At 61.2% G+C, this 26,534-nt stretch carries 28 protein-coding genes; 15 read left to right on the forward strand and 13 right to left on the reverse strand.

Annotation, left to right across the window (positions count from 1 at the left end; all coding sequences use genetic code 11):
- Positions 1-85: 85 nt before the first annotated feature.
- Positions 86-550, reverse strand: coding sequence for a PaaI family thioesterase (locus PP263_RS04235; protein WP_308367122.1), 465 nt, complete (start codon positions 548-550; stop codon positions 86-88).
- Between the two features lie 126 nt (positions 551-676).
- Between PP263_RS04235 and PP263_RS04240 the strand changes: the two genes are divergently transcribed.
- The 8 genes from PP263_RS04240 to PP263_RS04275 all read left to right on the forward strand — a co-directional run bounded on the left by PP263_RS04240 (position 677) and on the right by PP263_RS04275 (position 6,884).
- Positions 677-1,822, forward strand: coding sequence for a serine hydrolase domain-containing protein (locus tag PP263_RS04240; RefSeq protein WP_308367123.1), 1,146 nt, complete (start codon positions 677-679; stop codon positions 1,820-1,822).
- Positions 1,822-2,043: a SlyX family protein gene (locus tag PP263_RS04245; RefSeq protein WP_308367124.1), complete on the forward strand. Its 222-nt coding sequence runs from the start codon at positions 1,822-1,824 to the stop codon at positions 2,041-2,043. Before PP263_RS04240 ends, PP263_RS04245 begins: the two co-directional genes overlap by 1 nt.
- Positions 2,044-2,685: 642 nt before the next feature.
- Entirely contained in the window at positions 2,686-3,336 is a 651-nt protein-coding gene (locus PP263_RS04250) for an OmpA family protein (protein ID WP_308367125.1), read from the forward strand.
- Between the two features lie 265 nt (positions 3,337-3,601).
- On the forward strand, positions 3,602-4,054 hold the full coding sequence (locus PP263_RS04255) for a hypothetical protein (RefSeq protein WP_308367126.1): 453 nt from the start codon (positions 3,602-3,604) through the stop codon (positions 4,052-4,054).
- A gap of 161 nt (positions 4,055-4,215) precedes the next feature.
- Positions 4,216-4,740: a MauE/DoxX family redox-associated membrane protein gene (locus PP263_RS04260; protein WP_308367127.1), complete on the forward strand. Its 525-nt coding sequence runs from the start codon at positions 4,216-4,218 to the stop codon at positions 4,738-4,740.
- A gap of 340 nt (positions 4,741-5,080) precedes the next feature.
- Positions 5,081-5,533, forward strand: coding sequence for a hypothetical protein (locus PP263_RS04265; RefSeq protein WP_308367128.1), 453 nt, complete (start codon positions 5,081-5,083; stop codon positions 5,531-5,533).
- A gap of 58 nt (positions 5,534-5,591) precedes the next feature.
- Positions 5,592-5,960 (forward strand): STAS/SEC14 domain-containing protein, encoded by a 369-nt coding sequence (locus PP263_RS04270; RefSeq protein ID WP_308367129.1) that lies wholly within the window; start codon positions 5,592-5,594, stop codon positions 5,958-5,960.
- A 120-nt stretch (positions 5,961-6,080) separates the two neighbouring features.
- Positions 6,081-6,884: a class I SAM-dependent methyltransferase gene (locus tag PP263_RS04275; protein WP_308367130.1), complete on the forward strand. Its 804-nt coding sequence runs from the start codon at positions 6,081-6,083 to the stop codon at positions 6,882-6,884.
- A gap of 211 nt (positions 6,885-7,095) precedes the next feature.
- On the opposite strand, the gene PP263_RS04280 is transcribed toward PP263_RS04275, so the two are convergent.
- Positions 7,096-8,481: an L-serine ammonia-lyase gene (locus PP263_RS04280; protein WP_308367131.1), complete on the reverse strand. Its 1,386-nt coding sequence runs from the start codon at positions 8,479-8,481 to the stop codon at positions 7,096-7,098.
- Between the two features lie 41 nt (positions 8,482-8,522).
- Here PP263_RS04280 and PP263_RS04285 point away from each other — a divergent pair, with 41 nt between their 5' ends.
- The gene (locus tag PP263_RS04285) at positions 8,523-8,711 is read left to right on the forward strand and encodes a hypothetical protein (protein WP_308367133.1); all 189 of its coding nucleotides are present in this window, start codon (positions 8,523-8,525) and stop codon (positions 8,709-8,711) included.
- Positions 8,712-8,742: 31 nt separating this feature from the next.
- Here the strand turns inward: PP263_RS04285 and cmoB are convergent, their stop codons facing one another.
- The 3 genes from cmoB to PP263_RS04300 all read right to left on the reverse strand — a co-directional run bounded on the left by cmoB (position 8,743) and on the right by PP263_RS04300 (position 13,520).
- Positions 8,743-9,720, reverse strand: a complete 978-nt coding sequence (gene cmoB / locus PP263_RS04290) for a tRNA 5-methoxyuridine(34)/uridine 5-oxyacetic acid(34) synthase CmoB (protein ID WP_308367134.1) — start codon at positions 9,718-9,720, stop codon at positions 8,743-8,745.
- A gap of 127 nt (positions 9,721-9,847) precedes the next feature.
- Positions 9,848-10,585: a carboxy-S-adenosyl-L-methionine synthase CmoA gene (gene cmoA, locus PP263_RS04295; protein WP_308367135.1), complete on the reverse strand. Its 738-nt coding sequence runs from the start codon at positions 10,583-10,585 to the stop codon at positions 9,848-9,850.
- Between the two features lie 22 nt (positions 10,586-10,607).
- Positions 10,608-13,520 (reverse strand): insulinase family protein, encoded by a 2,913-nt coding sequence (locus tag PP263_RS04300; protein WP_308367136.1) that lies wholly within the window; start codon positions 13,518-13,520, stop codon positions 10,608-10,610.
- A 256-nt stretch (positions 13,521-13,776) separates the two neighbouring features.
- Here PP263_RS04300 and PP263_RS04305 point away from each other — a divergent pair, with 256 nt between their 5' ends.
- Together PP263_RS04305 and PP263_RS04310 are read left to right on the forward strand one after the other, a co-directional pair.
- On the forward strand, positions 13,777-14,490 hold the full coding sequence (locus tag PP263_RS04305) for a DUF599 domain-containing protein (protein ID WP_308367137.1): 714 nt from the start codon (positions 13,777-13,779) through the stop codon (positions 14,488-14,490).
- 1 nt (position 14,491) lies between these two features.
- On the forward strand, positions 14,492-14,794 hold the full coding sequence (locus PP263_RS04310) for a nucleotide pyrophosphohydrolase (protein ID WP_308367139.1): 303 nt from the start codon (positions 14,492-14,494) through the stop codon (positions 14,792-14,794).
- Between the two features lie 85 nt (positions 14,795-14,879).
- Here PP263_RS04310 and PP263_RS04315 read toward each other — a convergent pair whose 3' ends face one another.
- Positions 14,880-16,091, reverse strand: coding sequence for a PepSY-associated TM helix domain-containing protein (locus tag PP263_RS04315; protein WP_308367140.1), 1,212 nt, complete (start codon positions 16,089-16,091; stop codon positions 14,880-14,882).
- Positions 16,092-16,335: 244 nt separating this feature from the next.
- The gene (locus PP263_RS04320; RefSeq protein WP_308367142.1) at positions 16,336-18,459 is read right to left on the reverse strand and encodes a TonB-dependent receptor; all 2,124 of its coding nucleotides are present in this window, start codon (positions 18,457-18,459) and stop codon (positions 16,336-16,338) included.
- A gap of 161 nt (positions 18,460-18,620) precedes the next feature.
- On the opposite strand from PP263_RS04320, the gene PP263_RS04325 reads away from it, so the two are divergent.
- Positions 18,621-19,397: a methyltransferase domain-containing protein gene (locus tag PP263_RS04325; RefSeq protein ID WP_308367143.1), complete on the forward strand. Its 777-nt coding sequence runs from the start codon at positions 18,621-18,623 to the stop codon at positions 19,395-19,397.
- Positions 19,398-19,502: 105 nt separating this feature from the next.
- Here PP263_RS04325 and PP263_RS04330 read toward each other — a convergent pair whose 3' ends face one another.
- The 3 genes from PP263_RS04330 to PP263_RS04340 all read right to left on the reverse strand — a co-directional run bounded on the left by PP263_RS04330 (position 19,503) and on the right by PP263_RS04340 (position 21,459).
- Positions 19,503-20,432 carry a pyridoxal-dependent decarboxylase gene (locus PP263_RS04330; RefSeq protein WP_308367144.1) on the reverse strand — a complete coding sequence of 310 codons (930 nt, stop codon included), beginning with the start codon at positions 20,430-20,432 and terminating at the stop codon, positions 19,503-19,505.
- 284 nt (positions 20,433-20,716) lie between these two features.
- Positions 20,717-20,863: a hypothetical protein gene (locus tag PP263_RS04335; protein WP_308367145.1), complete on the reverse strand. Its 147-nt coding sequence runs from the start codon at positions 20,861-20,863 to the stop codon at positions 20,717-20,719.
- A 101-nt stretch (positions 20,864-20,964) separates the two neighbouring features.
- The gene (locus PP263_RS04340; RefSeq protein WP_308367146.1) at positions 20,965-21,459 is read right to left on the reverse strand and encodes a molecular chaperone DnaJ; all 495 of its coding nucleotides are present in this window, start codon (positions 21,457-21,459) and stop codon (positions 20,965-20,967) included.
- A 43-nt stretch (positions 21,460-21,502) separates the two neighbouring features.
- On the opposite strand from PP263_RS04340, the gene PP263_RS04345 reads away from it, so the two are divergent.
- From PP263_RS04345 to msrA, 3 genes are all read left to right on the forward strand, one after another.
- Positions 21,503-21,745, forward strand: coding sequence for a hypothetical protein (locus PP263_RS04345; RefSeq protein WP_308367147.1), 243 nt, complete (start codon positions 21,503-21,505; stop codon positions 21,743-21,745).
- Positions 21,746-21,836: 91 nt separating this feature from the next.
- Positions 21,837-22,454: a methyltransferase domain-containing protein gene (locus tag PP263_RS04350; RefSeq protein WP_308367148.1), complete on the forward strand. Its 618-nt coding sequence runs from the start codon at positions 21,837-21,839 to the stop codon at positions 22,452-22,454.
- 104 nt (positions 22,455-22,558) lie between these two features.
- Positions 22,559-23,194 carry a peptide-methionine (S)-S-oxide reductase MsrA gene (gene msrA, locus PP263_RS04355; protein ID WP_308367149.1) on the forward strand — a complete coding sequence of 212 codons (636 nt, stop codon included), beginning with the start codon at positions 22,559-22,561 and terminating at the stop codon, positions 23,192-23,194.
- Here the strand turns inward: msrA and PP263_RS04360 are convergent.
- The 3 genes from PP263_RS04360 to PP263_RS04370 form a co-directional block, all read right to left on the reverse strand.
- A complete protein-coding gene (locus PP263_RS04360; RefSeq protein WP_308367150.1) occupies positions 23,188-24,075 on the reverse strand; it encodes a sulfurtransferase in 888 nt (295 codons plus the stop codon). The genes msrA and PP263_RS04360 overlap by 7 nt on opposite strands.
- A 95-nt stretch (positions 24,076-24,170) precedes the next feature.
- Positions 24,171-25,814, reverse strand: coding sequence for an alpha/beta hydrolase (locus PP263_RS04365; protein WP_308367151.1), 1,644 nt, complete (start codon positions 25,812-25,814; stop codon positions 24,171-24,173).
- On the reverse strand, positions 25,811-26,428 hold the full coding sequence (locus PP263_RS04370) for a trimeric intracellular cation channel family protein (protein WP_308367152.1): 618 nt from the start codon (positions 26,426-26,428) through the stop codon (positions 25,811-25,813). Before PP263_RS04370 ends, PP263_RS04365 begins: the two co-directional genes overlap by 4 nt.
- Between the last annotated feature and the right edge of the window lie 106 nt (positions 26,429-26,534).

Below are 26,534 nucleotides of genomic sequence, written 5' to 3' on the forward strand. Positions count from 1 at the left end.
GGCGTGACGTTCCTGCGCTGGTATGAGGAGTCGATGGCCTGATTTCAAACGGGGTATCTACATCGGGAGCGCGCCGCGCATTTTTTCACCACTTGTCCGGCACCCGCACCGCCACTACGTCCGCGGCGGCGCACAGGCGGCCACCGCTGGAAAGAGTGCAGTGCAGAACAGTTTTTCTCTCGCCGCGGTCGACGATTTTTGCCTCCAGTATGACAGGCTGGTCGATAGGGGCAGGAGCTTTGTACTGGACATCCAGCCTGCCGGTGGCGAACCAGATTTTCTCTCCGCCGCCCACTTCCCGGCCGGCCTGGCGGTAGCCGTCGTCAATGGCGGTGCAGATGGTGTGGCAGTCGATAACCGTGGCGATAACGCCGCCGTTGAGGTAGTGAGTGGGGCCGGCGCAGTGGTGGGGCAGGGGAGTGAACTCGCAGCGGGTCTCGTCGTCGCCGGTCCAGTAACTCTTGATCTGCAGGCCCTGGCGGTTGTCTGGACCGCAACCGAAGCAGTGGTTGTCGGGTATCCGGTCCTGTATTGCAATCTGTTCAGCCACAATCTTCTCCAATCCTGGTGCCCTGTACGGCGGGCACTTTTGGCCGGCAATGCTAAACGATTTGCGCGGACCAGGGGAAGGAACTACCCTTGCGCCTGATTTTTTTCCGGATAAAAGACCACGCTCATGGAAATCCACGGCTTCTGCGCCCCCGGTTTCGAATCCCTCTACGACACCTTTGCCGAGAACTTCCGCGATTGCGGCGATACCGGCGCAGCTTTCGCGGTGCGTCAGCACGGCGAACTGATCGTCTCTCTGTGGGCGGGCAGCGCGGACCGCGAGGGGCGGGAACCCTACACAGAGGACACCCTGGCCAATGTGTTCTCCTCCTCCAAGGGCGTACTGGCGCTGTTGGCGCTGCAGCAGGTGGCCGCCTGCGAGCTGGACCTGGACCGCCCGGTAGCGGATTACTGGCCGGAATTTGCCGCCGCCGGCAAAGAGGCGGTCACCCCTCGACAGCTGTTGTGCCACCGTGCCGGACTGATCGCCTTTCGCGAAAAGGTCGCAGATGATCTCATTTACGACTGGGCTGCCGCCTGCTCCCAGGTGGCAGCCACCGAACCCTGGTGGACGCCGGGCACCCGTCAGGGCTATTCCCCGTTCCTGTTCGGCTGGAGCTTGGGCGGGCTGCTGGAGCGGGCAACCGGGCTATCTCTGACGGAACTCTACCGTCACGGATTGGCTGAACCGCTGGACCTGGATGGCGGATTCGGTGCTCTGGGCCACAGGTCCACTCGGATCGCGGATGTCGGTCCCCTCAAAAAGCCATTGCCGGAACTGCGTGAAAACGCGGTGGGCCGGGCCATAAAAGAGGAACGTGGAGGCCCCGTGGCCATGGCGTTTACCAATCCGGTGAGCCTGATGATGGGTACCAACAGCCGGGAGTGGCGCGGCGCGGTGATTCCCGCGGCCAACGGTCATTTCAGCGCGCGGGATCTCGCCGCCATCTACGGCGACCTGGCGCTGGACGCTCCCAACTGCCTGCCAGCGGAACTGGTGCGCGAGGCCGGGCGCGAACAGAGCCGCGGACGTGATGCCATACTGCGGGCGGAAGTGAGTTTCGGCGCGGGCTTTATCCTGCGAGGCAGTTCCGCCGACCTGCGCTTTGGCGGTCCCCGGGGTTTCGGTCATCCGGGGGCCGGGGGCAGTGTGGGTTTTGCCGATCCGGAGAGGGAGCTCGGCTGCGGCTATGTCACCACCCGTTTGGGCCAGAGCCTGTTTATGGACCGGCGCTCGGCGAACCTGGTGGAACAACTGTATGGGATTTTGTGATGGATAGGCTGGCGGAACTGAATACGCGAGTGGAGGAACTGGAGAGTCGCCTGGCTTTCCAGGAGGATACCCTGGCTCAACTCAACGATGTGATCGCAGCGCAGGATGCGAATATCCGCGCTCTGGTGGTTCGATTAAAGGAATTAGGTGACAAGTACCGGGACCTTTCCTTCGAGCTGCATAGCGGGGGGCGGCAGGACGAAAAGCCACCTCATTACTGAAATTCTGTCGCAATATTTGATACGTCGGTACCCTAATCGCTGTGTCGTAGGCTTCCATTTCGGTTAATCAGGAACTTTTCTAAAAAAAGCCTTTCCCTTCCCAATACCAAGTATTGACAAACTTTTTTCCACATGCCGAGGGGGGCCGGACGATAGGCTTGCTCACTCCGACGAAATTGGTACGCTAGGGTTTGAAATTCCCATAACTTATTGTTTTTTAAAGAGAAAAATAAGAAGTTTAAAAAGTGGGCAAATTGCTGGGGACGAGAGTTCGCGCCGCTTGGCGTTCCCTTTTCCCGGTTCATTCACAGAGTTATCCACAGAAATTGTGGAAGACAGCTGTTCTTGCGACCACTGTGCCACCAGCGGCGGCATACTCACCGGCCTGACCACTTCCAGACATTTTCCTTTCGATAATTGTGGGCTGTCCGGTAGACCTGCTTCCCATTTCCGCCTAGTCTTCTGTTCCGAAAAAAGGGGGCCGGATTCAGCTTACAGACAGCTGGTCGCGGCAATACTCCCTCCCGGATCGGGGAGGCTAACAGCCTGTCAAACTTGGGACTGTCCCAAGTTTGACAGGCTGTGACTCTTCCCAAATCTCGACACCCGTTCACCGATAGCAAGTGTTTAGGAGAACCTTACATGAAAAAATGGGTAGCAATTTTCGCATTGGGCTCACTGGTGGGCTGTACTACGCTGGACCCTTATACAGGGGAAAGCAAAACCAGCAATGTGGCCAAGGGCGCCGGCGCTGGCGCCGTTGCGGGGGCCATCCTTGGTGCAGCTACCGCGAGCAAGAAGGACCGCAAGAAAGGCGCGATCACCGGCGCCGTGGGTGGTGCGGCTATCGGTGGCGGCATCGGCTACTATATGGACCGCCAGGAAGCGGCCTTGCGCCAGCGCCTGGAAGGCACGGGTGTGCGGGTGCAGCGCGAGGGCGACAATATTCGCCTGATTATGCCCGGCAACATTACCTTTGCCACTGACCGCGCCGAAATCCGTACCGACTTCTACGACACCCTGGACTCCGTGGTGGTTGTGCTGAAGGAGTTCGACCAGACCGCCATCCGGGTCAGTGGCCATACCGACAGCACCGGCTCCGACGTCTACAACCAAACCCTGAGTGAGCGTCGTGCAAACTCTGTCTCCAGCTTCTTCAGCGGTCGCGGTATAGCCAGTGGCCGTGTACAAGCGGTGGGTTACGGCGAGCGTTATCCCATCGCCAGCAACGACTCGGAATCCGGCCGCCAGGCGAACCGCCGGGTGGAGCTGGAGTTGCTGCCGCTCAAATAATATGAGACAAAACGGCAGGACAGCCGTTTTGGACGCCGAAGGCGCCCGGAGGGCGAGGGCCATGGATGGCCCGAGTCACTAAACGGCAAAGCCGAAGGCGCCCGGAGGGTGAGGGCCATGGATGGCCCGAGTCACAAAACGCAGGACAGCCGTTTTGGACGCCGAAGGCGCCCGGAGGGCGAGCAGTTCGGCGCTCCGAGCCATGGATGGCCCGAGTCACAAAGGGTATCCTACAGATACTTTTTTTTGTTTGGGAGGAAACAGAGTGGCGAAGACAATACCGGCCGCAATAGCCGCGATTGCACTCAGCCTGTCGGCGCTCTGTATCTCGCAGGAATCTCTGGAAGCCGGGGAAGAGCGAGGCGACACTTTCGCCGAGCGCTTTGCGGAGGCGGAACTGGTGGCCCAGGTGCAGATCGCCGGAATTCACCGGGATGTGGACAGCGCTCTCTCCGAACCGGGCATGGTGGCGCTTCTCGGCTATGTCTACTCCGCGGTTTCCCAACAGGTGTGGAAAGGTGAAGCCAATCGCCTGATTGCCTTCCGGCTGGGACTGGACGCCTGCGAACAAAAACTGGAAAAGGGCGCCCGCTATCTGATTTTCGCCCGCCCGGACAGCCGTGGCCGCCTGCAACTATATAGTTGTGACGCGGTAATCCCCGAGGCTGAAGCCGCCCCCTTGCTCGCCCGTCTCAAGGAATTCGATCTCCAGGGTTGATAACGCCCCGCCCTGCCGTTGTAGATACCCTGTTTCAACCCAACTTCTTGATGCTCTGGCCTCATTGTGGGGGCGCCGGCATAAGTGTCTACACTCCGGTGATGACTGGAAACAATCCTCATGGTCGGGGAGCGTCGTAGGGATTGCAAGGAGGCTTTCAAATGGCAAAAGATCCAGCTTTTAAAAAACAGGAGGAAAACAGAGGTGCTGAGATCGCGGATTACTGGCCACTGTTCAGCCTGATCCTCGTCTCCCTGTTGGCTGGAGTGGCTATCACTGTCTCCACCCGCGGTGACATGATCGCCGGCATGCATTACGCAATGGGATTTTTCCTGTGCGTTTTTGCACTCCTGAAACTTTTCCACCCAACCGCTTTCGCCGACGGCTTTGAAATGTACGACCTGCTTGCCAGGCGATGCCGGCTATATGGCTATCTGTACCCGGTGATCGAGCTCATTCTGGGCCTTGGCTTTCTGTCGATGCTATTTCCCCAGGTTGTCTATGGCGCAACCATCCTGATACTGGGTTTTGGCGCCATCGGCGTAATCAGCGCCCTCCGCCGGGGGCTGGATATCAATTGCCCCTGTATGGGCTCCATCCTCGACGTACCGCTCAGCACAGTAACCCTGACAGAGGACCTGGGCATGGTGGTAATGGCCATCATCATGTGGTCGATGCGGCTGTAGAATAGGCGGCCGGGTAGCACTTCAATTCCCATGTGCACACTCCAGAGCCTCCGCTTCCGGCCTCTTGCTCTGCATTGTGGAAGCGATTCTGCTCGAGAGGCTTATAAAACCTTCGGCTCTATGTCCGCCTACATTTACAACAATCCAAACTTAGCAGAGGAATAATGTTCCTTGAAGAACCCCCATCACGGGTTATTCTTATCAATATGGCGTCGTCTTCTTCCGCCGTTGTGCATTTGGTGAAGAATGGATTGGCACCAAAGGGCTCGGGCAGGGGCGTATTGTTCCGCCAAAACTGAGCCTCCATACACGCAACAGCCAGGGGTCAACAGGTGGGTTTATGAAAAAGCTACTGCTTCCGCTGATTATTTTGCTGCTGATTATCGGCTATTTTATGTCGCGCGATCGCGACGATTCCGCGAAGGATGCCTACGACTCGCTCGAAACGCCCGAGAGCGAACAGATGACACCGCCGGATAACAGATCCCCCGACGAGGGAACCATGCCCCGCGAGGAAAGCACACCGCCGGATAGGGATACGCCCCGGGAATCCGACCAGCCGGATACCACACCGCCGGGCGACGATACCAGCGACTCCCTGATGAATAAGACCGAAGATGCCGCCTCCGATGCCGGAGAGGCATTGGGAGACGTGACAGAAAAGGCGGGCAGTGCAGTTGAAGAGGCCGGTGACGCGGCTAAGAAGGCGGCCGAACGGGCGGCGGAAAAGTTACGCGGTGAAGATGCCGCCGAAGAGGATTCCTCCTCGGAGGAAGAGCCGCAGGGCAATTGATGCTAGTGCCAAGTAGAGGTCGCGACAGCGGCTTTTACCCGGTAGCCGGTGACAATTGATGATAGAACACTACTGGCACTGCGATCACTCGGTGCTCGAAATTTGTCCTCTGGGGCCGCTGCAGGAAACAGATTTCCAGGCCTTGGAGGCGCAGGTGGATCCGGTGATCAGTGAACACGGCTGCCTGGCAGGGTTGCTGATCAATGCGGCCCATTTCCCCGGCTGGGAGAGTTTTGCCGCACTGATCTCACACTGCGTTTTCATACGCGACTACCACAAGCGTATCCATAAAATTGCCGTTGTATCCGATCACACATTGTTGGGCTTTATGCCCCGGCTGGTGGACCACTTCGTCGGTGCCGAGGTGCGGCCTTTCCCCGCCGATGGCTATCAGCAGGCGCTGAACTGGCTGGTCGAACCGGGGTAGGAGCGGTCATGGCGGCGGACGAGGCCGGCCATTACTCCACCGTTACCCCAAAACACAGGTTTGGCCTCGCCCCGATAGTCAGTTAGCATCCCCGTCTTCTAAAACGACCCGGAAATTTCCTTGATCGATCAACTGGCTATAACCGCTAGCGCCGCCGAGTGGCTGCCGGCCGCGCGACAGCTGGCGGACGAATTGCAATTGCGCTGTCTGGATTGCGCGGAGCCGAGCCGGCTCGATGCGCCGGCTTTCGTATTGCAGCGGGGCGAGCGCCTGCAGCTGTGTGCCACCGGGCGCAAGGCGCCCGGACCGGTCTTCGTGGATTTTGTCGGCGGCACCGCTGCGCACCGGCGCAAATACGGTGGAGGTAAAGGACAGCAGATTGCCAAAGCCGTGGGCCTGCGCAGCGGATTTTATCCGAGCGTGGTAGATGCCACCGCAGGGCTGGGTCGGGACGCCTTCGTACTCGCCTCTCTCGGCTGCAAAGTACATATGCTCGAGCGCAATCCGGTGGTGCGCGCGCTCCTGCGCGACGGCCTGGATCGATTGCAGAAAGCCGCCCTGGAAGACATCGAATTGGCCCCGATAGCACAGCGCCTCAACCTTGAAGAGAGCGACGTTTCTGCGCGGGAGTGGCTGCAGGACCAGGCGCCGGAATCGATACCGGTGGTCTATCTGGACCCGATGTTTCCGGAGCGCGGCAAGAGCGCCGGGGTAAAGAAGGAAATGGCGGCCTTCCACCAGTTGGTGGGTAGCGATGAAGATGCGGACGGATTACTCGAGCCGGCCTTTGCCGCCTGTTACTACCGCACCGTGGTAAAACGGCCACGGCTGGCCCCTTTTCTGGCGGCGAGAAAACCTTCGCTGTCATTGGAAGGGAAGTCGGGGCGATTCGATATCTACACGAAGCACGGCGTGCCGGGGTGACGATGGAAAGGCCCCCTGTAAGGGCGAACACAAGGTTTGCCCCGAATGGCACTGACTTAAGCCGGGATTCGCTATTTTTGTAGGATGGGCAAAGCGCAGCGTGCCCATCAAAGCCGCGGATGATGGGCACGTCGCTACGCTCCTTTACCCATCCTACGGAGGTTGCAACACTTAAGTCAGTGCCATTCAGGTTCGCCCCTACATTTCTCGGTCAGCAGTTGACGGCGTTGACCGCCAGCCCGCCCAGCGATGTCTCCTTGTACTTGCTCCGCATATCCACACCGGTCTGGCGCATGGTCTCGATCACGCTGTCGAGCGGCACGATATGCGCACCGTCGCCGCGAAGGGCGAGGCGGGCGGCGTTGATGGCCTTGACTGCGCCCATGGTGTTGCGTTCGATACAGGGCACCTGCACCAGGCCGCCGATAGGATCACAGGTGAGCCCCAGATTGTGTTCCATGCCGATTTCCGCGGCGTTTTCGATCTGCTGGTTGCTGCCGCCCTGGACCGCGGCCAGGCCGGCGGAGGCCATGGAGCAGGCCACGCCGATCTCGCCCTGGCAGCCCACTTCAGCGGCGGAGATGGAGGCGTTCTTTTTGAAAAGCATGCCGATGGCCCCGGCAGTGAGCAGGAATTTCACTACTTGGTCCTTCAGCTCGCCGTGCTTTTCCGGGTTGTGCACGAACTGCACATAATAGGCGATCACCGCGGGAATCACCCCGGCGGCGCCGTTGGTGGGAGAGGTGACGATACGCCCGCGGGCCGCGTTTTCCTCATTCACCGCCAGGGCGAAAAGGCTGACCCAGTCGAGAATCGCCAGTCCCTGATTGCGCTCCTCCTCGGGCTGTTTGCTCAGTTCGCGATAGAGTTCCGCCGCGCGCCGGCGCACATTCAGGCCACCGGGCAGTAATCCCTGCTCGCGGCAGCCGCGCTGGATGGAGGAGTGCATTACCTCCCAGATATTCCACAGTTGCTGCTTGATTTCCTCTTCGCTGCGGAAAGCCTTTTCATTGGCCATGGCCAGTTCGGCAATGGTCCAGTGGTGTTTTTCGCACAGCTCCATCAACTGTTTTGCGGAGCTGAAATCGTAGGGCAGCAGGGTGGCTATCTGGTCCTTTTGGGCGAAATCCTCCTCCGACAATACGAAGCCGCCGCCGATGGAAAAATAGCTGCGCTCGAAAAGCAGTTCGCCATCGGCGTAGGCCTGGCAGGTCATGCCGTTGGCGTGCCGGGATAGAAATTCCTCTTTGTGGAAGACCAGATCGCGGTCGCGAACAAATCCGATGTTTTTATCGAGGTTCAGCCGCAATTGCCGATCCTGATCGATCTGTGCGAGCTTGTGGTCGATGGCGTCCACATCGATGGTGTCCGGAGCCTCGCCGAGGAGGCCCATCAGCACGGCCATATCGGTGCCGTGGCCGATACCGGTAAGGGCCAGGGAGCCGTACAGGTGTACCTGTACCCGGTCGGTATTCCGCAGCTGTTGCCGGTCTTCCAGGTCCTGGACAAACTGCCGCGCCGCCACCATAGGGCCTACGGTATGAGAACTGGAGGGGCCTACGCCGATTTTGAAAAGTTCGAAAACGCTGATGCTCATACAGTACACATAGCCCGTTTGCTGTTTTGTAGGAGCGGCCCATGGCCGCGATCGGCCTGGGAAATAAACCACCATTTATCGCGGCCATGGGCGGATGGCCGCCCCGCCGCTCCTACAGGGTGAGGTGCTTGCACCATTTAGGGGCGAACTTTGCCGATATGGTAGTGACAATCAAGGCGTCCGGCGATATTCCACACAAAATTCTACAGGTGGGTTATCTGGCAGAATAAACGGGCTTCAATTGCCGCTGGAAGGCAGAAGCTACGGCGTATTCGCGACCAGAACAGCGCGTTTGGGAGCGGGGTGACCTTCCACGGTTTTGTCCGGGGATTCCGGGTCGAGAAAGTCCGCCAGGGATTCGAAGCGCATCCAGTCCGTGCGGCGTTGCTCGCCGAGGTTGGTGGTGCCCACATCCACCGTGCGGGGATTTTCAAAGCCACACTTGCGCAACCAGCTCTCCAGGGTGGCGGTGCTGGGGATAAACCACACATTGCGCATCTTGGCGTAGCGATCTTCAGGGACAAGGCAGTCACCGGGCTCGCCGTCGATCACCAGAGTTTCCAGCAGCAACTGACCACCGGGGCGCAGTGTGTCACGCAATTCGCGCAGGTGGTCCATGGGTGAGCGGCGATGGTAGAGCACACCCATGGAGAAGGTGGTGTCGAAGGCGTGGAGTTTGGGCGGCAGTGCCTCGATGCCCAGGGGCAGCAGGTCTACGGGCTGCTCCCAGCCCAGGTATTTTTTCAGCGCGTAAAACTGGGCGACGTATTTTGCGGAGGGATCGATGCCGATCACCCGCCGCGCGCCGGCGCCGAACTGGCGCCAGCAGTGATAGCCATTGCCACAGCCCACATCCAGTACCAGGCGGTTTTCCAGCGGCTCCAGATGCGGCAGCACGCGCTCCCATTTCCAGTCGGAGCGCCATTCGGTATCGATAAAGAGATCGAAAATTTCCCAGGGGCCCTTGCGCCAGGGATGCAGTTTGCGCAACTGTTTTTCCAGTGCTTGCAACTGCTCCGGGGAGGCGTCCGCGGCGCTGCCAATACGCACTTTCTCCCGCAGCTCGACGGCGGATGGGGAAATATCCGGCAGCGCATCGAATGCGGCCCGCCAATCCGGGAGATCCCCCCAGCGCTCCGGGCTGAGACCGGCGGCGATCTGCTCCGGCAGCTGAGCCAGCCAGGGGCGCAGGGCGGGGATATGTTGGATGCCGGCGTAGAAGTTGGTGTAGTCGATCATAATTCGAAGTCGGTTCGGAGTGCACTTGTAGGAGCGGCCCATGGCCGCGATCGGCTTTACTACGTAGCCAAGCCGATCGCGGCCATGGGCCGCTCCCGGCCGGACCGCTCCTACAGGGTGGTTTCGTTCAGGTTTTTGCCTTTATGGCAATCAGGGACGCAAAATTAAAACACTGGAACCACACGTCGACGCTGGTAAAACCCACCGACTTCAGGCGCTCACGATGGGTGTCCAGGGTTTCCGGGATCAGCACATTTTCCAGCGCGGTGCGTTTCTGGGCGATTTCCAGTTCGCTGTAGCCGTTGGCGCGCTTGAAGGCGTGGTGCAAATCGATCATCAGTTCCCGGTGGTCGGGATCGGTAAAGTCCACCTTTTCCGAGATAATCAGTATGCCCCCCGGCCGCAGGCCATCGCAGATTTTCTGCAGAATGCCCTCGCGCTTCTCCACGGGAATAAACTGCAAAGTGAAATTGAGCACCACCACCGAGGCATTTTCGATTTTGATATTCTGCAGGTCGTCGCAGACCAACTGTACCGGAACCTGCCCGCTGTCCGCCGCCAGCACCTGGTGCGCGCGCTCGATCATCGCACTGGAGTTGTCCACCGCAATAATTTCACAGTCCGCGGCGGGGATGCGGTGGCGCATGGCCAGGGTGGCGGCGCACAGGGAACTGCCCAGGTCGTAGCAACGGCTGCCGGCCTGTGCGTAGCGCTCCGCCAGGGTGCCGATCATCGCCACGATGGTGGTGTAGCCGGGCACCGAGCGCTGGATCATATCCGGAAAGACGTCGACCACCGACTGGTCGAACTGGAAGCCGGTGACGTCGCCCAGGGGGTTGGCGTAGATGTTGTCGTGTTTGGTCATGATTTTTTGCCGGGAGCACGCCCTACAGTTTTTCCTCCTGCAGGCCGAGTTCCAGGCCCGCTTCGCGGCCCTGGCTCCCGGTCACCACCGCGGTGCTGGCGTTTTCCGGTTTCAGGTAAGTGTCGGCGACGCGCTTCAGGTCTTCCAATCTCACCTCCGTCACCCGGCGGCGGAACTCCTCACGCACGGCGTGAGTGCGGCCGTAGAGGGCGGAGTGGAAGGCTTTCTTGGCCTCGCCGGCAGGGGAGCTGGGTTTGTCCAGCGCGCCCACCACGCCCAGAATGGCTTCCTCCACCTGCTCGTCCTTTTGCCGGCCGCTGGCCAGCCATTCCAGCGAGGCGTCGAAGTCCGCCAGGGTTTCCGCCATGCGCGGGTCCCGGTAGGAGTAGAAGCGGAAGACGCCGAGGTTGCTGTCGTGGCTGGCACCCCCGCCGTAGGCGCCGCCCTGTTCGCGGATGCTGCGGTGCAGGAAGCCATTGCGCAGGAAGCCGCCGAGGACCGCCAGCGGCGCCGCGTCTTCGTGGACCATGGGCACGGTGGCATAGGCCTTGGCGCAGAAGTTGACCTGGCTGTTGGCCAGCCACAGTTCTCCGACCCGGTGCGGGTCGAAATCTTCCGATGGGGCGGCGGAGGCCTCTACTGTTTCGCTGGCCAGGGGCGCCAGCGCCTGGGAGTAGTCCGGCAGTTTGTCCTCTTCGCCGATCAGCAGGAACTGGCGCGGCGCAGCGGCGATCTTGCGGTGGATGGCCTGGAACTGTGCGGTGAGTTTTTCCAGGCCGTCGTCGCTGTCCAGTCCACGCACCAGGGCCTTCAACTGGCGCAGCCCCAACAGGCCACCGGTGGCGTGGCTCTCGAAGGCGGCGCGGTTGTAACCGGCGCTCGCGGCGGCCATGGCGAGAGCGTGACCGTTGCCCACCACGCCCTGTTCGCGGCGCGCCAGGGTTTGCAGCAGCAATTCCCTGAAGCGTGGCAGTTCGTCGAAACGCACCTGTTCCACGGTGGCCTGCATCAGTTCGGTGAGCGGCGCCTGGTTGCGGGTCAGGGCCTTGCCGGAGAGTACGAAATAGCTGGACAGTTGCTGCAGGTCGTCGATATCGGTGCGGCTGCTGGTATAGCTGTGCAGGGCGCCGGCCACGCTGGCCTGCCACTGCTGCACCTGCAGGTAGTCCTTGTCCCCCAGGCCCACTTCGGTGAGCGCCTGGCAGTAGTAGGGCAGCAGTTGCTTTTCCTCTTCGCTGAGGTCCGGGAGGGCGCAGATCAACTGTTGGTATACCAGGCCGTTGGTGCCGGCGCTGTAGCGGGTGAGTTTCTGTTTGCCCAGGCGCGTTTCCTCGCCCTCGACTTTGGGCATCTCTGGCGGGATGTCCTCCACGCCGACCTTGGGCAGGATGGAGGCGTCGTCCTCGCGCTGCTGGCGATCCAGAAGCGCGGTGGCGGTCTGCACGATCTGCTCTTTTTCGCCATCGCTCAGGCGGGCTTTGATTTCCGCCAGGCGGGCCTTTTCCGCGGCTTCGCGGCGCCCGGCCAGTGCGTCGTCCGGCGACAGTAGCAGGCGGACGCGGTGCTGGTTTTCCAGCAGCAATTTGCGCGCGGTGTCGGCGATAAAGCGCGGGTCCTTGATCTGCTCGCGGAGCTTTTCCAGGATGGGGTCGATATTCAGCAGGCCGATGGCGTCGCCGCGATGGGTGGCGCCGGTGAGGGCGGTGAGGATCAGTTGCAGACCGTAGGGGTAGCCGTCGCCGGTGATCTCCCGCTGTTGCAGTTCCAACTGGTGCAGGGCGGCGGCCACCTGTTCGTAGGGCACGCCGTTTTCCGCCACATCCTCCAGTACCGCGAGCACCTGTTTTTCCAGCTCGTCGGCGCGTTCCCGCTCGCTGCCCTCGATGCCGCAGACGAACGCGAGTTCGCGCTGGGAGTCGTCGAGGCCACAGAGGGGGGAGGGGGATGTGCCCAGATCGGTGGTCTCCAGTAGTTTCATCAGCGGCGAGGCGCTGTTGTCCAGCAGCACACCGGTGAGCAGGTGGGCGGTGAGAGATTCCTCCAGGTCGGTGACGTCGCCGAGCAGCCAGCCGAGCACGATGTGGGTTTTTTCCTCCAGTCCCTCGTCACCGCTGACGGGATAGTGTTCCTCCACCGATATCGGTGCCAGGTAGCGGGTCTCCCGCTCTACGCCGATAGTTTTGTCGAGCGGCTCGAATTTGTGCAGCGCCTTTTCCTCGAATACCGCCTGGTGCTCGGCGGCGGGGATATCGCCGAAGGTCATGAAGATGGCGTTGCTGGGGTGGTAGTGGCTGCGATAGAAGTTCACCAGCTGCTGGTAGCTGAGCTTGGGAATGTCCGCCGGCTCGCCCCCGGAGTTGTGATGGTAGGTGGTGGTGGGGAAGAGGTATCTGCTCAGGGTCTGCCACAGCTGGGAGGTCACCGAGCTCATGGCGCCTTTCATTTCATTGAACACCACCCCTTTGTAGACCAGCTCGCTGTCCGTGTTGCCGGGTTCGGCGAACTCCAGCCGGTGGCCTTCCTGGGCGAAGTCCAGCGGGTCCAGGCGGGCGAAGAAGACCGCGTCCAGATAGACGTCGAGCAGGTTGTCGAAGTCCTTGCGGTTCTGGCTGGCGAAGGGATAGGCGGTCCAGTCGGAGCTGGTAAAGGCGTTCATAAAAGTGTTCAGGGAACGCCTTATCATCATGAAGAAGGGGTCGCGCACCGGGTATTTTTCGCTGCCGCAGAGGGCGGTATGTTCCAGGATATGGGCGACGCCGCTGGAGTCCTGGGGAACGGTGCGCAGTGCCACCAGGAAGACGTTTTCCGGATTGTCGGCGGCGATATGCAGGTGTTGGGCGCCGGTTTTGTGGTGTCGGTATTCCTCCACCTGCACGCCGAGGGATTCGATGGTTGCACTGGTGACCAGTTCGAAGGCGGGGTGTGCGTTGCTCAAAAGACTGCTCCGTAGGTTGTACTTGGGGCATTGGCGGCCCTGCTATCGAGGGCTTCGCATTTGGTTCATCACTCAGTCGGTGCTGTTTGCATCCGCCCCGGCAATTGGGGCGCTATTCTACCGCCAGGGCGAGCCGGAAAAACAGTGTTGACACCGGTGCCACCAGGGCAAACACTTCGTTGACTGCCCGGGCAGGGCATTAACCCGGTCCAATGTGCTCGGGTTAATAAATGTAGACGAATACGGAGACACACGTTTGACCTGGTTGGATATCGCCAGCGTAACTGGCTTTTTTGTCACCTGGATGGGGTACACGGTTTTCGCGCGCCGGAAGGCCAAAGTGGCCTGGTGTCTGGCGTCGTCCATGCAGTGGTACCGGGTGGAGTGGATGCTGCGCATGCTGGAGCGGGATATGCGCATGCCGGACGCGGCGATTATCGGCAACCTGGAGCGGGTGATCGGTTTCTTCGCTTCCACCAGTATCCTGATCCTCGCGGGCTTGGTGACCGCGCTCACCGCCGACACCGTGGCGGTGGAGATGATCAACAGCCTGCCGTTGGCGGAGACCACCACGGTGGTGCAGTTCGAGCTGAAGGTACTGTTGCTGCTACTGATTTTTATCTTTGCGTTTTTCAATTTCACCTGGTCCCTGCGCCAGTATTCCTTTGCCAACGTGCTGATCGGCGCGGCGCCACCCGCGGAGGACGAGAGTTTTAGCGAGGAGGAGCGGCGCCGCTATGCGATCAGTACCGCCAAGGTGATCGACCAGGCCGGGCACAGCTACAACTACGGGCTGCGCTCTTACTATTTCGCCATGGCGGTGATGGGTTGGTTTATCCACCCGCTGCTGTTCGCGATCGGCTATCTGTTGGTGGCGCTGATACTTTTCCTGCGCGAGTTCCGTTCGCGCACCCTGCAAGTGCTGCTGGCGGCGGAGGGACACAAGATCGATCGCGAGCAGGCTAAGTAGCATGGATAGCGCCGCGGTGTTGGCCGCTTTCGACGAGATCGCCCGCCGGCGCAACTGGCAGTCTTTGCACACGCCGAAGAACCTGGCCATGGCGCTGTCGGTGGAGGTGGCGGAGCTGTGCCGCCATCTGCAGTGGCGCGATGACGGGGAGGTGGAGCGGATGCTGCAGACCGGTGGGGCGGAAAGTGTTGCGGCGGAGCTGGCGGATATCCAGATGTACCTGCTCAAGCTGGCCGCAGTCATGGATATCGATCTGGACAAGGCCCTGGCGGACAAGATCGCCGAGAACCGGCGGCGTTTCTGAATCCCGTTCCCCCCTGTAGGAGCGGCTGTTGGCCGGGAGCGCCGAGCCCCAGCTCGGCAAGCGGGCCGCAGGTCCGCCGAAGGAATCAGGAAAACAACACCGTAGTCATCCCAAAGCACAATCCCACCAACAACCCCGCCAGCCATTTCCAGCGCCCCATATCGCGCCAGGCAAAGCGCCAGCTGCCGCCGGCTGTGTTGCGAACGGAGTTAACCGTTCTCAGCCCGTAAAGATAGACGCCGCTGATCGACAGGGCGCTGAGCAGGGTGCCGAAGAAGAACCAGGTCCATTTGGTAATTCGTCCGCCGAAGGCGCCGAAGTGCAGCGGATCAGCGGCCTCGGAGAGTCGCAGGTGAAAACCCAGCCGGTCGCCCCTGCGGGTTTCCAGGTGTTCGCCGGTGCGCGGATCGAAGGCCAGGTGGTTGGCCCGGTTGCGGACCAGCAGCGCGTCCGCCTGGCCGGTGAGCTTCAGGGTATCTCCCGCGCTGCGGGGCAGCTGTATCGAGCGGATGCGCAGTTCCGGGTAGAGGTGTTTGGCGGCGGCCACTGTTTCGGCCAGGGTTTCCGCGGCGGGTTGTTCCAGGCTGGTGGCGCTGGCCACAGTGAGCGGAGGAGGATAGTGCGCATTCAGGCCCCAGCGCTCCAGCAGGTACCAGATGCCGGTAATGGCGATCAGGGCGATAAACCAGAGGCTCCACACACCCAAGAGCCGGTGCATCTGGCCCCAGAAGCGGCGGGATTGCCTGTCCCGCCTTTTGCCGGTGCGCGGTTGTTCCCGGCGGGGAATTTTCCAGAAACCCTTCCACCAGCCCCGGTAGCAGACAATGCCGGTGAGCAGCGCGATTACCAGCAGAAACGACGTTGAGCAGACGATGGTGATGCCCAGGGCGAGTGGCAGCATCAGGTGGCGGTGGGCCTGGCGGAAAAAGCGTTGCCAGTTGTTCCAGCGGCCGGTGCCGGTGACCTGGCTGGTGGTGGGGTCCAGGTAAATGCGAAAGCGCTCGCCGGAGGAGTCCATTGCCACCGCCTCTGCGGCGAATTGGGAATCCACCGGCGCGTCGATGTTCAGCAGCTGTGCATTGGGGTAGGCGGCGCGGGCGCTTCGATAGAACTCCGACCAATGGTATTTAACCGGTTCCACCGGTTGCTGGACGCGCATGGCCGGATTGAAGAGCCAGTCGATCTCGTGGGAGACGGTGGCCAGGGTGCCGGTGACCAGCACGAAGCTCAGTAGCAGTGAGAGTTTCAAACCAGCCCAGCTGTGCAGGCGGTACCATTTGAGGCGGTCTATTGCCATTGTGTTGTCAGTTAGCCCCTGGTTTTCCGGCCAGTTCAGTGGCGGTCCTGCTGCCGGGGGCTTTTTGCGGGACACGCTGTGTATACGTCCCTGTACGCTCGTAATCGACATCCCTGTCTCATACGGTCCCGCAAAAAGCCCCCGGCATCAGGACCTTCGCATTGAGTCCGGTTATTCTTTTCCAGTCCCCAATTTCGAGCGGGCCTGCGGCCCGCAAGCGGAGCTGGAACTCCGCGCTCCCGGGCTAAAAATTCTGCGTAACCTGCACCACCAGTTCCCGCGGGTCCCCGGGGAAGTGTCCGTTGCGCTCGTTGAAGCCGCTGACCGCATACTCCTTGTCCAGAAGGTTTTTCACGTTCACCTGCACCAGGGTGTCGTTCCAGGCGGTGCTCCAGCTCAGGTCGAACACGGTGAACGGTTTGACCCGCTGGCCGTTGAAGCTGAATTGTTCGCTGACGTAGTCGGCGCCGAAGGCAACCGCGGAGTTGATCGAGGGGAAGTCGTAGCGGCTCCAGAGTCCCGCCTGGTGTCGGGGGGCGTTTACGAAGCGGTCGCCATCGTCGAAAGTGTTGATCAGGGATTGTCCTTCCACGCCCTTTACCACGCGGGTGTCGTTGTAGGCGTAATTGGCGGTGATGGTCCAGCTGTCGCTGAGGTCGCCTACCAGGGTGGCTTCGAAGCCCTGGCTTTCCACTTCGCCCACATTGATCAGCGCCGGGATGCCGTCGCCGCTGCCACCGTCCTCGGGGTTGCCCATGGTCACGTCTTTTTTGGTGATGGTGTAGACGGCGAGGGTGGTCATCATGCTGCCGTCGAGCCACTCGTTTTTTATTCCCAGTTCTATCTGGTTGCCGGTTTCCGGGTCCAGACTGCCCTCTTCACTCACATCTTCCTGGTCACCCAGCCCGATGGGATTGAAGCTCTCGGAGTAGTTCAGGTATAGGGAGGTGTGGTCCTGCGGCTTGAATACCAGGCCGGCGCGGGGGACCAGGGCGCTGTCCTCGAACTGGTAGCCGGAGGCTTTGGCGGTATCCTCGAAGGTGTCATAGCGCACGCCGACCAGCGCCGACCAGCGCGGGCCCAGTTCCATCTGATCCTGCAGGTAGATGCTGTAGCGATCGGATTTTGCGCCGTCGCTGCCCATATTCCGCAGGTTGTAAGTGCTGGGGTCGGTTTCGCCGTAGTTGAGCTCGAAAATATTCAGGTTTCCCACGCCGTCCGCTTCGTAGCGGGCGCGGAAGTAATCGTATTCGGTGTCCACCTTGTGATAGTCGCCGCCGAACAGTATCTGGTGGCCGATGGAGGCGGTGTCGAGGGTGTAGACGAAATCCGCGGTCAGGCTGGTCTCGGCGTTCTCCCGGTGTTGTTTACGGTACTCGCGCTTGATGGTGCCGTCGTCGATATTCGCTTCGCCGTCGCCGTTCACATCCACCCAGCTGCGGGATTCGTGGTACTGCTGGTCGCGCTCGTTGTCCAGCTGGCGCAGGGTGGTGCTGACGCTCAGGTTTTCGCCGAACCGGTGGTCCAGGGTGGCCTGCAGCACCAGTGCTTCCAGGTCCTGGAAATCGCTCTTTTCGTTGGCGTTGTAGGAGCGGTCGACGAGGAAGTTGCCGTCGTCGTCCACCGGTACGCCGCGCAGCCGGTTGCCTCCCAGGTCCTGCTCGATGTAGTCGAAGGTGGTGGTCAGCCGGGTGTTCTCCGCCAGTTCGAACAACAGGCCGCCGGCCACTTCCTGGTTGGCGGCGTCGGCGTTGTTGCGAAAGCTATCCTGTTCCTCATAGAAAGTGCCGAAGCGGTAGGCGACGGATTCGCTCAGGCCGCCGGTGGTATCGACGGAACCGCCGAGCCGGTCGTAATTGCCCGCGGCCAGGTTGACTTCGGTTTCTTCCTCGAAGCGGGGCTTTTTCGACACATAGTTAATGGTGCCGCCCGGTTCGCCGCCGCCGTAGAGGGCGCCGGCGGGGCCCTTGAGGATTTCCACGCGCTCGAAGTTGAACAGCTGGGGCACGCCGAACCCGGAGTAGGGGTCGCCGCGTACACCGTCGTAGAAGACGTTCGCATCGTCCCGGAAGCCGCGGAAGGTCACCCCGGAATAACTGAACTCGCTGACCCCGGCCACTGCGCGGTAGAGGTCGGTCACCTGGCGCGCCGCCTGGTCGCGCATCAGCTGTGCGGTGAGCACCTGCACGGACTGGGGAATGTCCATGATATCGGTGGCCACCTTGGTGCCCACGCGGGTTTCGCTCTCCAGGTAGAACTCCTGTGCGCGGCCGGTGACCACGACTTCCTCTTCCACACTGTCGGCGGCGGCAGCGGTTGCACTGTGCAGGGCGATGGCAAGGGGCAGCAGGTGCTTTGCAGAATTCACTTGGAGTTGTCCTTGGTTCGTTTTTGGGGGGGGGATTATTGAGGTGCGATAAATTAACATCAGTCAATCTAAATGTAAATTACTATCATTTGCGATTGTGGCGATTTTCAGCGGGGCGAAGCAGTCGTACACTCGGCGGCACTTCAAACCGGAGGCAATCGATGACCGACCGCAATTTCGACGACCTGGCGCACCGCTTCAGGCAGCGCATCTACGGCGGCCTCAAGGGGGATATCCGCCTGGCGGTGCTGAACCGGGACCTTGCGCCGCTGTTGTGTGACAGTGGCGAACTGAAGGTGGTGGACGCCGGCGGCGGCCAGGGCCAGTTCGCGATGGATCTGGCGGAGGGGGGCCACCGGGTCTACCTGGCGGATATCTCCGCGCAAATGCTGCAACAGGCTGGGGAGCAACTGGCCGGCCGGGGCCTGGGGGAGCGGGTGACACTGCTGCACCGGCCGCTGCAGGAGTTACCGGAACTGGAAGAGCTGCGCGACAGCGACCTGGTGCTCTGCCACGCGGTACTGGAGTGGCTGGAACAACCGCGGATTGCGCTGCAACAGCTGGCGATGCTGTTAAAGCCCGGTGGCCATTTGTCGCTCACTTTCTACAACCGGCGCGCGTTGGAATTCCGCCTGCTGCAGAGGGGCAGTTTCCGGCAGTTGGATCGCAATATTCAAAGCGGCCACTGGGGCGGACATCCGGGCAGCCTCACACCGCAGAACCCTTTGAAACTGGAGTGGGTGCAGGACTGGCTGCTACAGGCGGGCTTTTCCATTGTCGCTCACAGTGGCATCCGCTGTTTCCACGATTTTATGACCCCCGCGATCCGCGAGAAGCTGCCCGCCGCGGCGATCGTGGACAAGGAACTGGAGTATTCCCGCCTCGAGCCCTACCGGCAACTGGCGCGCTATGTGCACCTGCTGTGCCGGCTGCCGTAGATACTCGGTTTCAAATCAAGCTCTTCATAGTCGTCAGAGCGGCGCAGGAACGCCATGCCGGACTTGATCCGGTACCGGACCAGCATCGGTGGTTTCCTGTAAGCATCAGCCCGATCGACGGCCGGTGTGGCTGAAGCCCGGCTGGGTGGCCGAGTGTGTCACCGGGTGGGCGCGCAGGTATTCCACCGCGCACTGAAGATCCTCCAGCAACAGCGAGGCCATGCGGCTGACCCCGTGCCGGATCAGTATCCGCTGGATCACGCAGTCCTGGCGGTTGGCGGGCAGTGGATAGGAGGGAACCTGCCAGCCGCGCATGCGCAGCCGCTCGGAGAGATCGTAGAGATTGAAGCCCCAGCTCCCGGGCTTGAGGGTGTAGCTGATCGCCGGCAGGCCGCCCCGGCCGTCGTAGAAGAGTTCGAAGGGTTCCAGTTTGCCGATCTGCTCCGCCAACCACTGGGCGGTGTTTGCGCAGTGCTGTTGCACAGTCCGGTAGCCCCGGAAACCCAGGCGCAGGAAATTGTAGTACTGGGCAATGATCTCGCCGCCGGGACGGCTGAAATTGAGCGCGAAGGTGGGCATGTTTCCGCCCAGGTAATCCACGCGGAATATCAGTTCTTCGGGCAGATCCTCGGCGTCGCGCCACACCGCCCAGCCCACGCCGAGGGGAGCGAGGCCGTACTTGTGGCCGGAGGCGTTGATGGATTTCACCCGCTCGATGCGGAAGTCGTTCGGCTTGCTCGCATCGGCGCCGGCGTCCCGGCGGCGCTTGCGCCACCGCCACTTGAGCGCCAGGCCGCCGAGCATCGCGGCCTCGGAGGAGCCGGTGGTGGAACAGCCGATGGTGTCGGCGGCCTCCGGCGAATGCCAGAGCTCGGCGATGATATGTACGCAGCGGGACTCGATCTCCGCGGTCTGCGGATACTCGTCCTTGTCGATCATGTTCTTGTCGAGGCACTCTTCCATCAACTGGTGCACCTCCGGTTCGGCCCAGGTGGTGCAGAAGGTGGCCAGGTTCTGGCGGGAATTGCCGTCCATAAACAGCTCGTCGCGCACCAACTGGTAACTAGTGTGGTGTAAGGTACTAATTGTATATATCAGCGGGCCGCTAAGCGGCCAGATGCAAGGCGCATTTGCGCCGGCATAGTCATCTATGTCAAGCAAATGCAACGCCGCAGATGGCTGCTTAGCGGCCCGCCCGAAGGGAGCCCCCCAAATCGTCCACAGCGGCGTTGCAGCTCTTGAAAATGGAATGACCATTCTCTGCGAGCTGCGCCTAACTGTGAACAATTTGGGGGGCTCTGATATACACAATTAGTACCTTACACCACACTGCGCGCGCTGGCGCCATCTACGGGCATCGAGTAACGGGGCAGGCTCCGCGCGGAGGCGGCGGAGGCAAAGATGTCCGCGTCCACGCCGTTTCCGTGGGCGGGGCTGCGCAGCCCCCGTTTGCTGTGAAGCGGCATTGGCAATGGTCCCAGGCGGAAAAAGCGTCACTAATCAGTGTAGACAGAAATTTCCGGGGATCGGGGCGGGGTGTGTTTACCAGGGTGCCATGGCGACCGCTTTATTCCTGTTCCTTGAGCAGCAGCTCCTTGGCGGCATTGATGCGCGAGGCCAGGTAGTCGTTGCCGCCCCGGTCAGGGTGGAGCTTCTGGATCAGTTGGCGGTGGGCACTGACGATTTCCTCGCGGCCGGCATCGGCGCCGACCCCGAGAATCCGGCGGGCTTCGCCGCTGGTGAGGGGAGGGTTCTCGCCCGCTTCTTCCTGCTGTCTTCCCCTCCGGGCGCTGGCGTGCCTGGCGATCAGGGGCGCCAGCCAAGGCAGGTGGCGGCCGAGCCAGCTCAGGCCCCGCCCCAGCACCGGCAGTACCACGGCGACGGCTGCGGCCACCCAGTGCAGGCGGCCGCTGATGGCCAGCACCACCGCCAGCAGGGCCACACCGATCAACAGCCACTGCAGCAACAGCTTGCGCCGCTCCTCGGGGTGGCTGGCTTTGAATTTTTGCCACGCCAGCCAGGCGACGATGCCGACGGCGATCAGCAGGACGATACGGGCCAAGGAGTTCTCTCTAATTCAGTCATTCGGCCCAATAGGATATCAGATGTCGATGCGTATGCCGCGGAGAGAAAATCTTCCGGCTGCCGGGCGACTTCATTACTGTGGTCTTCCGCGCCCTCAGGGCGGCCTCATTGGGTTGAAAGCTGGACACCGCTTGCGCTGCACCGACAATCAGGAGCGCGACACCCGCAATCAGATATTTATGCATTTTTTGTTTCACACCATTCCCTGCGTTTCAGGTGAGCTGGATTATTTCTTCCGCAATAAAAGCAGCCCAGCTCACTGAAGCGGCGGGGATTTAGCGGTACACTGGCATCTATTGGCAGTTGTTACCTTGTCTTTTGCGCAAACCGAAAAGAAGGAGACGAAGAACCGACATGACTTCCAGCAACCACAGTCGACGTTTGTTTGGGCTTACCGTTCGACAGAATGCACACCCGGATATGCGCAAGTTGCGCCGCGAGGCGGGGGACCCCAGCCTGCATGGCAACAAGTTTTGGAAAAGTTCCTGCCTCACCATGGACTACCTCAAGCGCAACCCGCTGAAAAAAGGCGCGCGGGTATTGGACCTGGGATGCGGCTGGGGCCTGGGCGGTATCTTCTGCGCAAAGCACTTCGGCGCCCGGGTCACCGGCCTGGATGCGGATCCCAGCGTGTTTCCGTTCGTGCACTACCACGCGGAATTGAACGGTGTGGTGGTGGATACCTGGCGGAGCCGCTATGAAAAAATCCGGGAATCGGATCTCGGCGAGTTTGACGCGCTGATCGGCACGGATATCTGCTTCTGGGACCAGTTGGAAAAGCCGCTGTACAATCTCACCCGCCGGGCCCTGAGCGCCGGCGTTGGCCGCGTGATCCTGGCCGACCCGGGACGGACGCCCTTTCGCCGGTTGGCGGAGCGGGCAGAGGAAAAGCTGGGCGCGGATTACCGGGAGTGGTCAGTAAGCCGGCCGATGAAGGCCTCCGGCTGCATCATGGAGGCCTCCCAGGGGTGAACTTCAGTTTGCCCATGCAGGACGCCGGAGGGGCATGTCCCGATGGGCACGCTGCGCACCTATCCTACCAACGACAGCCGACTATCAACTTTTGAGGAAACTTCGTGCACTACGACAAGTTTACTATTCCCACTCCGGAGGAGGCGCTCCCCGGCCGCGACGAACCCATGCCCATCAGTGGAAAGCATTTTGTCTCCGGCCACACTATGGTGGAGCCCTTTCCCGAAGGCATGCAGCGGGCGCTGTTCGGCATGGGGTGCTTCTGGGGGGCCGAGCGGCTTTTCTGGGAGATGGACGGTGTCTACAGCACCGCGGTGGGCTACGCCGGCGGCAGTACCCCCAACCCTACCTACCGGGAGGTTTGCAGCGGTGGCACCGGCCATGCGGAAGTGGTGCTGGTGGTGTTCGACCCGGAGAAAATCAGCTACCGGCAATTGCTGCGTGCCTTCTGGGAACAGCACGACCCCACCCAGGGCATGCGCCAGGGCAATGACCGGGGCACCCAGTACCGCTCCTGTATCTACTGCTACGACGAGGAGCAGTTGCACGAGGCGCGGGAAAGCGAGGCGCAGTTCCAGCGGGCGTTGGAGGATAAGGGGCTGGGGGGCATCACTACCGAGATAGGGCCGGCGCCGACTTTCTACTACGCGGAAGAGGATCACCAGCAGTACCTGGCCAAGAATCCCGGCGGCTATTGTGGCCTGGCGGGTACCGGGGCTTGTCTGATCACAGATCAGTGATCCACGGCCAGCGGTTCGGCTTCGCTTGTCGGTGTCGATTGATCACTGTTATCTGGATGCAGTATATGCGCACACCAGTCGCTCCAGCTCCCGGCGTAGAGCAGGGCATTGGTGCGGCCGATCAGGTGCAGTGAGAGCAGATTGACGCAGGCGGTGACACCCGAGCCGCAGTAGTTGACCAGTTGTTCGTCCGCGGGAATGTCCCGCCAGTTGCCGGCCAGTTCCTCGCGACTTTTCAGCCTGCCATTCTCGTCGGTCACACATTGCCAGGGTTTATTGATGGCCGTGGGAATATGGCCGGCGATGGGATCTATGGGTTCCTCGATACCGAGAAAGCGTTCTGTATCGCGGGCGTCGATCAGTTGCCAGGGAGGATTTTCCAGGCCTCTGTGGAGTGGTCCGTAGTCGATGACCAGGTGGCGCCGCGGCCGGCAGGTCAGATTGCCGCTTTGCTCGGTTGCCGTGCCGTCCCCGGATTCCTGCGGCAGACCGGACTCGCGCCAGGCCCGCAGGCCGCCATTGAGGACGGATACCTTTTCGTGGCCGAAGTAGCGCAGCAGCCACCAGGCGCGCGCGGCGAAGGCCAGGCGCTGGTCGTCGTAGACGATGACCCGGGTGTCCCGGAAGATACCGGCGCGGCGGGCGAATGCCTGGAACTGCCGCGGGTCCGGCAGCGGGTGGCGGCCACCGTAGCGGCCGACGGGGGCGGACAGGTCACGGTGCAGGCTGGCGTAGCGGGCGCCGGGAATATGCCCTTCGCGAAACCGCTGCTCGCCGGCATGGGGCTCCGCCAGATCGTACCGGCAGTCGAGCACCACCACTTGCGGGTGGTGGAGAATTTCCGCCAGTTCAAAAACTTCTATCGCCGCCTGATCGCTCATGTCTTCGTCGATTCTTGTTCTGATGACGGTTAATAATCAGTGATCAAAGGCCAATAATCAATGAGCCGGAAAGAATACCGCTACCGCTCTTGTATTTATTGATCTTCCGCCGATGGTTCGCCGTTATTTGCCTGATTGGGTGGTGTTTCACCATCGTCCGGAGCTTCCTGCTGCGCCAGTTCCTCCTTGCGGCACTGACTGACCGGTTCCGCCAATTCCTGCGAGGGATCGTCGAGGAAACGCGCCGCGGCCATTTCCGCACAGTTGCTGGCCGAGATCACGTCGTGGGCCAGTTTCGGAAACAGCAGCCATTGATGATTGGGAAGCCTGTGCCGGGCCTTATCGGCATCTTCCGCCGAGAGTACCGGGTCCAAGCCTCCGTGCAGGAGCAGTACCGGCACTTGGGTCCTCACAGCCTGGGACTCAGCCAGGGAGGCGGAGGGAATGGCCCAGATGCGGCACTGCATTTGCAGCAGTTGGAGATCGGTGCGCACCGTGCCACCGAGCACACCACTTTCTGCCGCTCTTTTGAGGGCTTTGTTGAAGTCCACGAAAGGCGCTTCTTCGTAGCAGAAGTGGCTGACTCCGGCGGCGTCGCCGAAGTTGGGGTCCAGAATGATATTCATGAGGTTGACGATGGCCGCCTGTGTGGGTTCATGTTCACTGTTGCGGTTTTCCAGGGCCTCGATCACGTGGGGCAGTTCGCGATAGAAATCCTCGTTGTACAGGGCCTGGAAGAGGACTCTCAGCAGGCGTTGGCCGCTGAGTACAAAGGGATATTCCTCCTGCGAATACATGTGTTTGACCGGTACGGTGAGCGGGTTTTCATCCAGGTCCTGTATCAGGGCCTCCAGGCGTCTCTGCAGGTCGGGGTAGCGGCTGTTGCACAGCTTGTCGCCGCGGCAGTGTGCGAGTCCCCGCTGGTAGGCTTCCAGGGTGTCTTTCGCCAGTTGTTGGGTGTAGATGATTTCCGGAAAGACGGCGCTATTGAGCACCAGGGCGCGCACCGATTGCGGATAGTCCCGGGCGAAGGTCAGGGCGTAGCGGGAGGAATAGGAGACGCCGTACAGGTTGAGTTTTTCCAATCCCAGCTGGCGTCGCAGGGCCTCGACGTCCTGCGCCACGACGGCGCTGTTGTAGTGGGACAGATCGGCAATTTTACTCAGGCGGCTGTAGCACCGCTCCATGCTGTAGGTGAAGACCCGGGCCTCCTCGTCGGAGGAGAGGTTGCGCTGGAAGGCGGTCTCGGCGTCTTCGATAAATTCGTCGCAGGACAGGCGGGGTTTGGCCATGCCGACGCCCCGGGGGTCCATCACTATCAGGTCGCGACCGTCGTTGACGGTCATGTCCGCGTAATTGGCCCACAACCATTCGCTGGCGTTTTCCGGTTCCATTCCCAGGCTGGCGCCCGGGCCGCCGGCACCGAGGTGCAGCAGGGGCAGTTTGGCGGGGTCTGCTTCGATGGCGTGAAAGCGCACCACCGGAAACTGGATCTTACGGCCCTCCGGCTTGGCATAGTTCTCTGGCACTTCCATCATGTAGCACTGGGTGACAGGCCAGCTGTTGTCGATTTCGAACCAGCAGGGTTTGGGTATCAGGCGCCCGGGATCTTCGGCGGCCTTTTCCTGTTGCGACTCGCGCCCGCAGGCGGCGAGCACCAGGCAGAGGGCTAGGGGAAAAATACGTTCTTGCAGGGAATTGCGCACCGTGTTGTTACCTTTGATAAGCGGGCTTCTCAATTATTACCTATACGCGCGATGGGTGCGGACAGGTTCCAGCGCAGTGCGGCGAGGCGGATGGACAGGGTGACCAGCACAGCAATGCCCACTACGATCTTCCCGGGCACTGCGCCGGTGGCGTCCAGCAGGACCAGGGCTGCGGCGCCGCTGAGAGACGCGGTGGCGTAGATCTCGCGGCGCAGCAGCAGGGGAATATCACCACACAGGATATCGCGAATCAGGCCGCCGAAGGTGCCGGTCATCACACCCATCACAATGGCGATGGTGGGAGAGTGCCCCAGCTCCAGTACTTTTTGCGTGCCGATCACGGTAAATACCGCCAGGCCCATGGCGTCGGCGATCGCCAGCAGGCGCATGGGTACCTGCAGGTATCGGATCAGGTAGAAGCTTACCACTCCGGTGACCGAGGCGATCCACAGATAGTGGCTGTCCTGCAGCCAGAACACCGGGATGTTCAGGATGATATCGCGGATGGTGCCGCCGCCGGTGGCGGTGACACAGGCCAGCACCACGGCGCCGAACAGGTCCATCTGCTTGTGGCCGGCGGCGAGTACGCCGGTAAAGGCGAAGACCACTATGCCGATCAGGTCGAACCAGTACAGCAGTTGTTCCATAAGGTATTGGGTGTTTTGCGAGGGCCGGGGAGATTTGTTTCTAGCGCTGGGGCGGCCCTGCTACCGGTGACTTTACGCCAGACACGCTGCGGTTATTCTTTTCGAG

The organism is Microbulbifer sp. TB1203 (assembly GCF_030997045.1).
GTDB lineage: Bacteria > Pseudomonadota > Gammaproteobacteria > Pseudomonadales > Cellvibrionaceae > Microbulbifer.